Annotated in this window: 12 protein-coding genes; 8 read left to right on the top strand and 4 right to left on the bottom strand. The window is 69.4% G+C overall.

What is annotated here, in order from left to right; genetic code table 11:
* Nucleotides 1–2: 2 nt before the first annotated feature.
* The gene (locus AC1D1G_RS20445) at nucleotides 3–896 is read right to left on the bottom strand and encodes a 1,4-dihydroxy-2-naphthoyl-CoA synthase (RefSeq protein ID WP_005252069.1); all 894 of its coding nucleotides are present in this window, start codon (nucleotides 894–896) and stop codon (nucleotides 3–5) included.
* A gap of 73 nt (nucleotides 897–969) precedes the next feature.
* Between AC1D1G_RS20445 and AC1D1G_RS20450 the strand changes: the two genes are divergently transcribed.
* Genes AC1D1G_RS20450 through AC1D1G_RS20460 form a run of 3 tightly spaced genes read left to right on the top strand, consistent with a single transcriptional unit; the run spans nucleotide 970 to nucleotide 3121 of the window.
* Nucleotides 970–1623 carry a PaaI family thioesterase gene (locus tag AC1D1G_RS20450; RefSeq protein WP_005258299.1) on the top strand — a complete coding sequence of 218 codons (654 nt, stop codon included), beginning with the start codon at nucleotides 970–972 and terminating at the stop codon, nucleotides 1621–1623.
* Nucleotides 1624–1627: 4 nt separating this feature from the next.
* Nucleotides 1628–2629, top strand: a complete 1002-nt coding sequence (locus tag AC1D1G_RS20455; protein WP_477953477.1) for an o-succinylbenzoate synthase — start codon at nucleotides 1628–1630, stop codon at nucleotides 2627–2629.
* Between the two features lie 45 nt (nucleotides 2630–2674).
* A complete protein-coding gene (locus AC1D1G_RS20460; RefSeq protein WP_164060588.1) occupies nucleotides 2675–3121 on the top strand; it encodes a DUF6918 family protein in 447 nt (148 codons plus the stop codon).
* Nucleotides 3122–3175: 54 nt separating this feature from the next.
* On the opposite strand, the gene AC1D1G_RS20465 is transcribed toward AC1D1G_RS20460, so the two are convergent.
* Nucleotides 3176–4003 (bottom strand): siderophore-interacting protein, encoded by an 828-nt coding sequence (locus AC1D1G_RS20465; protein WP_283352872.1) that lies wholly within the window; start codon nucleotides 4001–4003, stop codon nucleotides 3176–3178.
* A 61-nt stretch (nucleotides 4004–4064) separates the two neighbouring features.
* The gene (locus tag AC1D1G_RS20470; RefSeq protein WP_477953478.1) at nucleotides 4065–4661 is read right to left on the bottom strand and encodes a flavin reductase family protein; all 597 of its coding nucleotides are present in this window, start codon (nucleotides 4659–4661) and stop codon (nucleotides 4065–4067) included.
* Between the two features lie 93 nt (nucleotides 4662–4754).
* Here AC1D1G_RS20470 and menD point away from each other — a divergent pair, with 93 nt between their 5' ends.
* The 5 genes from menD (at nucleotide 4755) to AC1D1G_RS20495 (ending at nucleotide 10229) form a co-directional block, all read left to right on the top strand.
* A complete protein-coding gene (menD, locus tag AC1D1G_RS20475; protein WP_477953480.1) occupies nucleotides 4755–6380 on the top strand; it encodes a 2-succinyl-5-enolpyruvyl-6-hydroxy-3-cyclohexene-1-carboxylic-acid synthase in 1626 nt (541 codons plus the stop codon).
* Nucleotides 6377–6817, top strand: coding sequence for a DUF3592 domain-containing protein (locus AC1D1G_RS20480; RefSeq protein ID WP_317570105.1), 441 nt, complete (start codon nucleotides 6377–6379; stop codon nucleotides 6815–6817). Before menD ends, AC1D1G_RS20480 begins: the two co-directional genes overlap by 4 nt.
* A gap of 72 nt (nucleotides 6818–6889) precedes the next feature.
* Complete coding sequence (locus AC1D1G_RS20485; protein WP_283352875.1) at nucleotides 6890–8035, top strand: glycosyltransferase family 4 protein; 1146 nt, start codon at nucleotides 6890–6892, stop codon at nucleotides 8033–8035.
* A gap of 56 nt (nucleotides 8036–8091) precedes the next feature.
* Nucleotides 8092–9468, top strand: a complete 1377-nt coding sequence (locus tag AC1D1G_RS20490; protein WP_477953481.1) for an NAD-dependent succinate-semialdehyde dehydrogenase — start codon at nucleotides 8092–8094, stop codon at nucleotides 9466–9468.
* 62 nt (nucleotides 9469–9530) lie between these two features.
* The gene (locus tag AC1D1G_RS20495) at nucleotides 9531–10229 is read left to right on the top strand and encodes a demethylmenaquinone methyltransferase (RefSeq protein WP_005252082.1); all 699 of its coding nucleotides are present in this window, start codon (nucleotides 9531–9533) and stop codon (nucleotides 10227–10229) included.
* A 3-nt stretch (nucleotides 10230–10232) separates the two neighbouring features.
* Here AC1D1G_RS20495 and AC1D1G_RS20500 read toward each other — a convergent pair.
* A partial coding sequence (locus AC1D1G_RS20500) for a geranylgeranyl reductase family protein (RefSeq protein WP_477953482.1) occupies nucleotides 10233–11476 on the bottom strand: 1244 nt, incomplete at its 5' end.

Below are 11476 nucleotides of genomic sequence, written 5' to 3' on the forward strand. Positions count from 1 at the left end.
GCTCAGAAATACCAGGGATACGGCTTCCAGTCGGGTTCGCGCTTTTCGAGGAAGGAATCACGGCCCTCGACGGCCTCGTCCGTCATGTACGCCATGCGGGTTGCCTCGCCGGCGAACAGTTGCTGACCGACGAGTCCGTCGTCCTGCAGGTTGAACGCGTACTTGAGCATGCGCTGGGCCTGCGGGGACTTGCCGTTGATCTTGGTGGCCCAGTCGATTGCCACATCCTCGAGTTCGGCGTGGTCGACGACCTTGTTGACGGCGCCCATCTGGTGCATCTCCTCTGCGGTGTACGTCTCACCGAGGAAGAAGATCTCGCGGGCGAACTTCTGGCCGACCATCTTGGCGAGGTAGGCGCTGCCGTATCCACCGTCGAAGCTGCCGACGTCGGCGTCGGTCTGCTTGAAACGGGCGTGTTCGCGGCTGGCGAGGGTCAGGTCGCAGACCACGTGGAGGCTGTGACCGCCGCCCGCGGCCCAGCCGTTGACGAGGCAGATGACGACCTTCGGCATGAACCGGATCAGGCGCTGAACCTCGAGGATGTGGAGACGTCCGGCGCGGGCCTTGTCGACGGTGTCCGCGGTTTCGCCTTCCGCATACTGGTATCCGCTGCGTCCGCGGATGCGCTGGTCGCCGCCGGAGCAGAACGCCCAGCCCTCGTCCTTGGGGCTCGGACCGTTGCCGGTGAGCAGCACGGCGCCCACGTCGGACGTCATCCGGGCGTGGTCGAGCGCCTGGTACAACTCGTCGACGGTGTGCGGGCGGAACGCGTTGCGCACTTCGGGACGGTCGAACGCCACCCGGACGATTCCCTGGGTGACATGCCGGTGGTAGGTGATGTCGGTCAGGTTCTCGAAACCGGGAACCGGTCGCCAGTGCTGCGGGTTGAAAGTCACGGCTCCGAGGTTATCGGGTGCGGTTGACGGGTGTCCGCGCGCGCAGGACTTTGCCCGGGTTTACCGTGCAGGTATGAGCGAACAGGCTGCCGACGTCACCCGTCTCGACGGCAAGGGCGACGACGAGTACGAGCACCACGGCGGGTTCCCCAAATACGAGCCGGTGACACCCGGCCCGGACTGGCCGCGGTTCGTCGAGGGAATGCGCACGTTGCAAGACCTCGCGGTGTCGGTCGACGCCCCGGACGACGTGCTCGCGCAGGCCGCGGACCAGGTGGAGAAGCTGGCCGAACTGCTCGGACCGCACGTCGTCCCCGAGGGGCGGTCGCCGGCGGGCCGCACGATCGAGTTGCCGGGCCGGGGGAGTCTCCTCATGCCGCCGTGGAACATCGAGAAGTTCGGGCCCGAGGGCGTGCGTAGTGCGGGCATGTTCCGGCGCTACCACCTCGGTGGCAACGGTGCCGCGCACGGCGGCACGCTGCCGCTGCTGTTCGACGACCTGATGGGCATGATCGTCCACGCGTACGGGCGGCCCATCAGCCGCACGGCCTACCTGCATGTGAACTACCGCGCGATCACACCGCTCGACACGCGTCTGACCGTCGAGGGCAGCGTCGACCGCGTGGAGGGGCGCAAGACGTTCATCACCGCACGGTTGATGCAGGACGACACGTTGCTCGCCGACTGCGAGGCCCTGATGCTCCAGTTGCTGCCCGGGCAGCCCTGACATCGTGACGTCCCTGCCCTCGGTGGAGGAGGTCCTGGCCGATGCCGTCGTGGTGAGTCTGCCCATGCGCCTGCGGTTCCGCGGCATCACGACGCGAGAAGCGTTGCTGTTGCGCGGTCCCGCGGGGTGGGGTGAGTTCGCGCCGTTCCCCGAGTACGCGGACGACGAGGCGGCGCACTGGTTGCAGTCGGCGATCGAGGACGCCTGGCTCGGGCCGCCGCCCGCGGTGCGAACGCGGGTGCCGATCAACGCCACCGTCCCTGCCGTCGACGCCGCCCGGGTGCCCGCCGTGCTCGAGCGTTACCCCGGCGCGCGGACCGCGAAAGTGAAAGTGGCCGAACGTGGTCAGACTCTCGACGACGACGTCGCGCGGGTGCGGGCGGTCCGCGCACTCGTTCCGAACGTGCGCGTCGACGCGAACGGGGGATGGTCGGTCGACGAGGCAGAGACCGCGCTGCGGGCCCTGACCGTCGACGGTCCGCTCGAATACGCCGAGCAGCCGTGCGCGAGCGTGCCCGAGCTGGTGGAGGTCCGCAGGCGGATGCCCGACGTGCGGGTGGCCGCCGACGAGAGCATCCGGCGCGCCGAGGATCCGCTGAAGGTCGTGCGGGCGGGCGGTGCCGACGTGGCCGTCGTGAAGGTCGCCCCGCTCGGGGGAATGCGGCGGCTGCTGTCGCTCGCGGACGAGTTGTCTTCGTACGGTGTGCCGGTGGTCGTGTCGAGTGCGTTGGACACCGCGGTCGGCATCGCCGCCGGTGTCGCCGCTGCCGCCGCCCTCCCCGAATTGCAGTTTGCGTGCGGTCTGGGTACCGGGGGCCTCTTCGAGGCGGACGTGGCCCGCTCCCGCGGACCCGTCGACGGCGAACTCACCGTCGAAGCGGTGGCACCCGACGTCGAACGCGTCACGGCCCTCGCCGCGTCCGCGGAGCGTTCGCGCTGGTGGATCGAGCGGGCACGCCGGTGCCATGGCCTGCTCGAACAACGCGGAGTCCGGTTTTTCGTATAGTGTCTGGCCGGACCTGATCGCTCAGTCAATACGGAGGCATTGAAAGTGGTTGCAGCTCTGAACGAAACCCTGCTCGACGAGTCGCGCGTTCCTGCGGTCATCGCAGACGTCCAGGCTCTCATCGACGCGGAGGTTTCGGACAAGTCGGGGGCCTCGGGACTGGCACTCAAGGGTGGATACGGCGCCGTCAAGAAGGTGGGACCGTCGATCGTGCCGGACGCCATCGAGGGCCTGCTGCCGGCATTCGTCACCAAGCTCGAGCCGTACTGGCAGGCATTCACGGCCAGTGGTGAGGCCGGATTCTCCGAGTACCTGGTCGCGCGCAGCGACGAGGTCGCGGACTCGCTCCTCGGTGTGACCGACGAGCGCATCGAGGGCAGCGACCGCGGTGCTGTCAAGAAGGTGTACTCGTCGCTGCGTCCGTCGGCGAAGAAGAATGTGATCGAGGCACTTCCGCGTCTGGGCGCCCTCGTTCAGAAGCACGCCAACTGAGAACCCAGGTGAGTGGCCCGGCGCGCCCCGGCGTGCCGTGCCACTCACCTGTGGTCAGTTGGCAGCGTGGCCGTGGCGCCAATACCCGGTGAACGAGATGTTCGCCTTCGGGATGTGGCGCTCGTTCACGAGGTGGCGCCGCAACGCCGTCGTCAGCTCGCTCTCACCGGCCACGAACGTGTAGGACGGTCCGGTCGGCAACTGCGCCTGTTTCACGGTGTTCAGCGCGAGCACTCCCGGACGGGCATCGGCGTCCTCGCGTACCAGCCAGTGCACGTTCACGCCGTCACCCACCGAAACTTCCTGAGCGTCTTCGGCATCGGGAATCTCGACGAACACTTCGGCCCGCAGGTCCGGCGGCGCCGACCGCAGGATCCCGACGATGGCGGGAAGCGCGCTCTCGTCACCGACGAGCAATTGCCACTCAGCATCCGGCGTCGGGTTGTAGATCAGCCCCTCGTCGAGGATCGCCACCTCGTCACCGGCCGCGGCCGAGTTGGCCCACGCCGACGCGGGACCGAGGTCGCCGTGCGAGGCGAAGTCGATGTCGATCTCGGTGCTGTCGCCGAACGTTCCCGATCCCGCCACCCGGATCTCGCGGATCGTGTAGTTGCGCACGACCGGCCGGGTGTCCTTGGACATCAGCTTGTATTGCGCGTACCAGAGGTTGCTCGCGCTGGTCGGTAGCCGCAGCGTGCTCTGTCCCCGCTGGGGGATGAACATCCGGAACCACTGGTCGAACCCCATCGGGCTGACGGAGTCGAGTTCCTCGCCCGCGATGGTGACGCGGACGAAGTTCGGGCTGATCTGCTTGCCCGCGACGACGCGTGCGGACGCGATCCGGCGACTCTGAGGTTTGACGAACTTGCTGCGTTGAGCCATGGCGTCGGTTACTCCCCCGGTAGCGGTGCGATTTGTCAGGTAAGCCTAACCAATCGATCGGTTATGCGGGGCGATGCGGCCGGTCGAGCATCACGACCTTCGGCGGCAGACCCCACTCGTTGCGGCCGAGGCGGCTGAGCGGGGCGAGTTCCCCGAAGTCCGGAAGTCCGTCGTCGGCGAGCGCCTCGGGCCGCACCGCGACCGTGACGACGTCGCCCATCACCACGAACGAATCACCGACAGGTATCACCTGGTGCAGGGTGCACTCGATGGCGACCGGCGAACCCGCGACCCGGGCGGGACGGACCCGCTCACTGGGTTCGGTGTCGATGCCCAGCGCGGCGAATTCGTCGACCTCGCTGTCGAACGTGGCGGAACTGGCATTCACCGTCGAGATCAGCGGCTCGGTCGCCACGTTGATCACGAACTCTCCCGTCGCCTCGATGTTGCGGAGACTGTCCTTGCGGGTCACCGAGGTGAACTGCACCACCGGCGGGTGGGTACTCGACACCGAGAAGAAGCTGTACGGGGCCAGGTTGGCCACCCCGTCCGCCGAGACGGTGGACACCCACGCGATCGGCCGGGGCACGATCGAGGCGGTCAGCACCTGATACATGCGGTGTGGGGGAAGCTCGGCGGGATCGAAGAGAGTGCGCATGCGTTCATGGTGTCAGCGCCCGCGATGTGGCCGTGAACTCACCCGGCGAGGTCGCCGGACGGACCTGCCGGAGTATCTGACACTCTTGATGTCGTGAACCCGTCCACTGCACAAGCCACCGCGGTCGTCGACGAACTGGTCCGCGGGGGAGTACGCGAGGTCGTGCTCTGCCCGGGTTCGCGCAACGCGCCGTTGGCGTTCGCCCTGCAGGCCGCCGATCTCGAGGGCCGGTTGCGTCTGCACATGCGCATCGACGAACGCACCGCGGGATTCCTCGCGCTCGGCCTCGCTGTGGCCGGTAAGCGCCCCGTCCCGATCGTCATGACGTCCGGCACCGCGGTCGCCAATCTAGGACCGGCGGTGCTCGAAGCGAACTACGCCCGGGTGCCGCTCGTGGTGCTCAGCGCCAACCGCCCGTACGAGATGCTCGGCACGGGCGCCAACCAGACCATCGAGCAACTCGGACTGTTCGGCAGCCAGGTGCGCGCGACCATCAGCCTGGGCCTGGCCGAGGACGATGCCGGGCAGAACAGCCAGTGGCGTTCGGCGGTGTGCCGGGTCCTCGCCGCAGCGCGCGGCACGAGGTCGGGCAACGCCGGTCCCGTGCACTTCGACATCCCGCTCCGGGAACCGCTCGTTCCCGACGTCCACGCGCAGGGCCCGGTCCCGCAGGGACGACCGGGTGGGGCGGCGTGGACCACCACCCAGCACGCGACGCTCGACGTGCCGATGGACCTCGACCTCACCCCCGACACCATCGTGATCTCCGGGCACGGGTCCGCGCTGCGGCCGGAACTCGCCGGACTTCCGACGGTCGCCGAGCCGACCGCGCCGCTGCACGGCATCCCGGTGCATCCGATGGCGTTGCCGCAGCTCAAACCGCGGCAGGCCGTCATCACCGGGCGCCCCACCCTCCACCGGTCCGTGTCGAAGGTCCTCGCCGATCCGTCGGTTGCCGTCTACGCGCTCACCACCGGCCCCCGCTGGCCCGACGTGTCCGGCAACGTGCTGGCCACCGGCACCCGCGCGGTCGTGTCCGGTGAACCCGACCGGGCCTGGATCAATCGGTGCCGCACGCTGTCCGAGCACACCGACAAGGCGGTGCGCGCGCAGCTCGCCGCGCACCCGAAGGCGACGGGACTGCACGTGGCGGCCGCCGTCATGGACGCCCTGGCCGACGGTGACCAGTTGCTGCTCGGGGCGTCCAACCCCGTGCGGGACGCCGCGCTCGTCAGCTATCCGGCGCCGAAGATCCGGGTGCTGTCCAACCGGGGTGTCGCCGGCATCGACGGCACCGTGTCCGCGGCCGTCGGGGCGGCCCTGGCCTACGACGAGGGGCGGACGGTGGCCCTGCTGGGCGACCTCACGTTCCTGCACGACGCGTCCGGGCTGCTCATCGGTTCGGGCGAACCGCGTCCCCGGGACCTGACCATCGTGGTCGCGAACGACGACGGTGGCGGCATCTTCGAACTGCTCGAACAGGGCGATCCCCAGTATGCCGGGGTATTCGAGCGGGTTTTCGGCACTCCGCACGGGATGGATCTCGCCGCACTCTGCGCTGCCTACCGGGTGGAGCATCACCTGGTGGGGTTGGGTGAGCTCTCGACACGGCTGAGCGCGCCGGAGGCGCCCGGCGACCGCGGCATCCGGGTGCTCGAGGTGACCACCGAACGTTCCGGGCTGCGCGAACTGCACGCCGCGGTGCGGGCACAACTGTGAATGCGCGGGTGTCGCGGCGCGTCCGGCGGGGGGTGCTGGTGACGGCGATCGGCATCTCGGTGCTCGCCGTGCTTCTCGTGCTGGCCGCCTGGCGCAACGACCACACCATCCAATCCGACCGGGGCGTGGCCACGGCGGAGGTGCTGTCGGCGGGATCGCTGCGGTCCGCCATCAGCTTCGTCACGCCCGACGGGGTGACGCACAACCCCGAACTGGGCGTGCTGTACCCGACCAAGCTCACGGTGGGGCAGCGGATCGACGTCGAGTACGCGCGCAGCGACCCCGACCTGGTGCGGGTGTCCGGACGCGACGCCAGCGTGGCCGTCGTCCCCGCCGGTTCGCTGATCGTCGTGACCTGGCTGATCGCGGGACCGGTGATCTGGTACCTGCGGCGGCGGGAGAGTTCGGCGGAGGCCCAGCCGGCAGTGTCATCCTGAGTTTCCCGGAACTTCGCGCGACGGTCACGTCGATCTCGCTGCTGTGACCACGAGCACTGCCACGCTGAGCGCGTGAGAGTAGCCATCGTCGCGGAATCGTTTCTTCCCAACATGAACGGTGTGACCAACTCGGTGCTGCGGGTTCTCGACCACCTCCAGCGCACCGGACACCAGGCGATGGTCGTCGCCCCGGACACGGTCGGATCGCTGACGTCCGCGCCGACCGAACACGGCGGCGTACCCGTCTACCGGGTGCCTGCGGTGATGGTGCCGAAGGTCAGTTCGCTCCCGGTGGGCCTGCCGCAGCCCGGGCTCACCGCCGCGCTGCGGGCGTTCGACCCCGACGTCGTGCATCTGGCGTCGCCGTTCCTCCTCGGGGCGGGCGGGCTCGGTGCGGCGCACCGGCTCGACGTTCCCACCGTCGCGGTGTACCAGACGGACGTGGCGGGTTTCGCCGAGAGCTACGGCCTCGGCATCACCAGCCGTGCGGCGTGGGCCTGGACCCGTCGCATCCACCGGGGCTGCACGCGCACTCTCGCGCCGTCCACGTCGGCGGTCGAGGCGCTCGCCGAGCAGAGGATTCCGAGGGTCCACCGCTGGGCGCGCGGCGTGGAGACCGCTCGATTCGCGCCGTCGCGTCGCAGCACCGGTCTGCGGGACTCCTGGCTGGGCGGCTCGGACCGGCTGGTCGTCGGATTCGTGGGCAGGCTCGCACCCGAGAAACACGTCGAGCGGCTGGCCGCAGTCGCCGGCGACCAGCGGGTGCGGCTGGTGATCGTCGGCGACGGTCCGGAACGGGCGCGCCTGCAGAGGTTGATGCCCGATGCGGTGTTCACCGGCCAGCTCGGCGGTGTGGAGCTGGCCGAGGCCTATGCGAGCCTGGACGTCTTCGTCCACCCGGGCGAGCACGAGACGTTCTGCCAGGCGGTGCAGGAGGCGTTGTCCAGCGGGGTGCCGGTGATCGGACCGGATGCCGGTGGTCCGCGCGATCTGGTCGCGCACTGCCGCAACGGCTACCTGCTTCCGGTCGACCGGTTCGGCGAACTGCTGCCGAGCGCCCTCGAGGCGCTGCGCGACCGCCGCATGCGGGCCCGCTTCGGGGAGGCCGCCCGGCAGTCGGTGCTGCACCGCACGTGGCCTGCGATCTGCGACGAGCTGCTGGGTCACTACGCGGCGGTTGTGGGCGGGCAGGACTTTCGCGAATCCCGGGCGGCCTGACCACCGCATCGATTCCGGTGGGGAATTCGAGAGGCTGTCTCGTGGTTGCCCGCAGTATGGCGAAGTACAAGACTGTCAATCCCGCGACCGGTGAAACCGTCCGGGAATTCACGACCTTGGACGATGCAGGAGTAGAGTCGGCGCTCTCCCGCGCCCACAGCGGATATCTCCACTGGCGGACCACCCCCGCCGAGGAACGCGCCCGGATCCTGGGCCGAACCGCCGATCTCTACGCGGAGCGCGAAGACGAACTGGCGCGGATGATCGCCCTCGAGATGGGCAAACCCGTCCGCGAGGCCAAGGGCGAAGTCAAGCTCTCCTCGGCGATCTACCGCTACTACGCCGACAACGGCCCCGCACTGCTCGAGGCGGAACGGCTCGACGTGCCGGGCGCGGACGAATCCGTGGTCTACCGCAGGCCGATCGGTGCGCTCGTCGGCGTGATGCCGTGGAACTACCCGTACTACCAGGTCGCCCGCTTCGCGGCGCCGAACCTCATGCTCGGCAACACCGTGCTGCTCAAGCACGCCCCGAACTGTCCGCAGTCGGCACTGCTGATGGAGGAGATCTTCCGGCAGGCCGGTCTCCCGGAGGATGCGTACATCAACGTGTTCGCCACCAACGAGCAGATCGCCGACATGATCGCGGATCCGCGTGTCCAGGGGGTCTCTCTCACCGGCAGTGAGCGGGCCGGGACCAGCGTCGCCGAGACGGCGGGCCGCAACCTCAAGAAGGTCGTGCTCGAACTCGGCGGGTCCGACGTGTTCGTCGTCCTCGACACCGACGATATGGACGCGACGGTCAAGACCGCGACCCGTGCCCGCCTGTCCAACGCGGGCCAGGCCTGCAATTCGCCCAAGCGATTCATCGTGACCGAGCCGAACTACGACGAGTTCGTCTCGAAGCTCGCCGCGTCCTTCAAGGCCACCCCGACCGGCGATCCACTCGACGCGAAGACCGTCCTCGGGCCGCTGTCTTCGCAGAGCGCCGCGGATTCGCTGATCGAGCAGATCGAGGACGCGGTCGCCAAGGGTGCGACGCTCCTCGCCGGCGGGAAGAAGATCGACGGCCCCGGCTCGTACGTCGAACCGACGCTGCTCGTCGACGTGACCCCCGAGATGCGGGCGTACAGCGAGGAATTGTTCGGACCGGTCGGCGTCGTCTACAAGGTCGCCACCGCCGACGAGGCCGTGGAACTCGCCAACTCCTCCTCCTACGGGCTCAGCGGCTCGGTGTGGAGCACCGACCTCGACGGGGCACGRGAAGTCGCCGACCGGCTCGACGTCGGCATGGCCTTCGTCAACGAACACGGCACGACGCTTCCCGGGTTGCCGTTCGGCGGCGTCAAGCGCTCCGGCGTCGGCCGCGAACTCGGTCCGTGGGGAATGGACGAATTCGTCAACAAGAAGCTGGTGCGGGTCTCCAAGAAGTGACCGCCTCGCCACCGCGCCCGGCGCCGACATCGGCGCCGGGCGCGGTTGGTAGCGTTTCGGGCGTGGCAACTACACACGGTTCGCGGGCGTCGCTCGAAAAGGATCCGCACGAGGTCGCGTCGATGTTCGACGGCGTCGCGAAGCGCTACGACCTCACCAACACGATCCTGTCGTTCGGTCAGGACCGCAGCTGGCGCAAGGCGACGCGCTCGGCCCTGGCACTGAAGCCGGGGGAGCGCGTTCTCGACCTCGCGGCGGGGACCGGGGTGTCGACCGTCGAGCTCGGACGGTCGGGTGCGTGGTGCGTGGCCACCGACTTCTCCAAGGGAATGCTGCAGGCAGGCAGCGGACGCGACGTCCCGATGGTCGCGGGCGACGCGATGCACCTGCCCTACGCCGACGCCGTGTTCGACGCCGCGACCATCTCCTTCGGGCTGCGCAACGTCTCCGACTTCGATGCCGGTCTCCGCGAGATCGCCCGGGTCACCAAACCCGGCGGGCGCCTCGTCGTGAGCGAGTTCTCGACCCCGGTGTTCGGGCCGTTCCGCACGGTCTACATGGAGTACCTGATGAGGGCCCTGCCGCGGGTCGCGCGCGCCGTCAGCAGCAATCCCGACGCCTACGTGTACCTCGCGGAATCGATCCGCGCCTGGCCGACCCAGCAGGAACTCGCGCTGCGCATCGAGGCGGCCGGGTGGCGGAACGTGCAGTGGCGCAACCTCACCGGCGGTGTGGTGGCCCTGCACCGCGCCACCCGCTGAACCTCAGCCGAACAGCGGTCGCGAGTCGACCTTCGTCGACAGCAGACCGGACGCCCGCCACGCGCGGGCGGTGAGGTCGCTGTCCTCCTCGGTGACGAGGTTGCCCATGACCCGGACCGCGATGGTCATCAGCGCACGGGACCGCATCGCCACCGGACCGGACGCGGGCAGAACCCGGGGGACGGTCAGCAGCCCGGCGAGTCGCCGCGCCACGGAGAACGCCCGGCCGTACCGCTCCCGGAGAATCGCGGGCCACAGCTCCGTCAGGTCGTCGGAGTCGAGGATCTCCGCGACCAGGCGCCCCCCTTCGAGCCCGTAGTCGATGCCCTCGCCGTTCAGCGGATTCACGCATGCCGCCGCGTCGCCGACGATCGCCCAGTTCCGGCCGGCGATGTGCGACACCGCACCGCCCATCGGCAGCAACGCCGACGCCACCGCGCGGAGCTCGCCGTCCCACTTCCACTCGTCGCGCCGCTGCGCCGTGTACAGGTCGAGCAGCGGTCGCAGCGCACCCGGGGCCGGACGTTTGGCGGTGGCGAGGGTGCCGACCCCGATGTTCACCTCTCCGGTGCCGAGGGGGAACACCCAGCCGTAGCCCGACTGCAGCGTCCCCGCCCCGTCCCGCAGCTCGAGGTGCGAGGTGATCCACGGGTCGGCGCTGCGGTCGGTGGCGATGTAGGCGCGGGCGGCAACACCGTAAGCCGTGTCCCGGTGCCATTCACGGCCGAGCTGCTTGCCCAGTGTGGACCGGACGCCGTCCGCGACGATCAGCGTCCGGCAGCCGACGGTGTGGGTTCCGTCGGACGTCTTCAGCGTCACCGCCGTCACCCGGTCACCGTCCCGTTCCACGCCGATCGCCTTGGCGCCCTGCACCATGACGGCCCCGGCGTCGACGGCGGTCGCACGGATCTTGTCGTCCAGCTCGGTGCGGGCCACCGCACTGCCGACGGCCGGGAACGACCTTCCCGGCCACTCGAGTTCGAGCTCCTGACCGAACCCGCTGAGCCTCAGCCCGCGGTTGGTCCCTTTCGACCGCACCCAGTCGCCGAGACCGAGATGGTCGAGCTCGGCGACGGCACGCGGAGTGAGTCCGTCGCCACACGTCTTGTCGCGGGGAAACACCGCCGCGTCGGCGAGCACCACGTCACGTCCCGCGCGGGCCGCCCACGCGGCAGCCGAGGAACCGGCCGGACCAGCACCGATGACCAGGACATCGGTGGCGGTGGGAAGCGGGGATCCCGCGGGCG

The organism is Rhodococcus sp. P3_B8, from assembly GCF_056402775.1.

Bases quoted from the DNA above. Each gene is read 5' to 3' on its own strand.
- AC1D1G_RS20450 (WP_005258299.1), top strand. From the start codon at position 970: ATGAGCGAACAGGCTGCCGACGTCACCCGTCTCGACGGCAAGGGCGAC.
- AC1D1G_RS20465 (WP_283352872.1), bottom strand. From the start codon at position 4,003: ATGGCTCAACGCAGCAAGTTCGTCAAACCTCAGAGTCGCCGGATCGCG.
- AC1D1G_RS20470 (WP_477953478.1), bottom strand. From the start codon at position 4,661: ATGCGCACTCTCTTCGATCCCGCCGAGCTTCCCCCACACCGCATGTAT.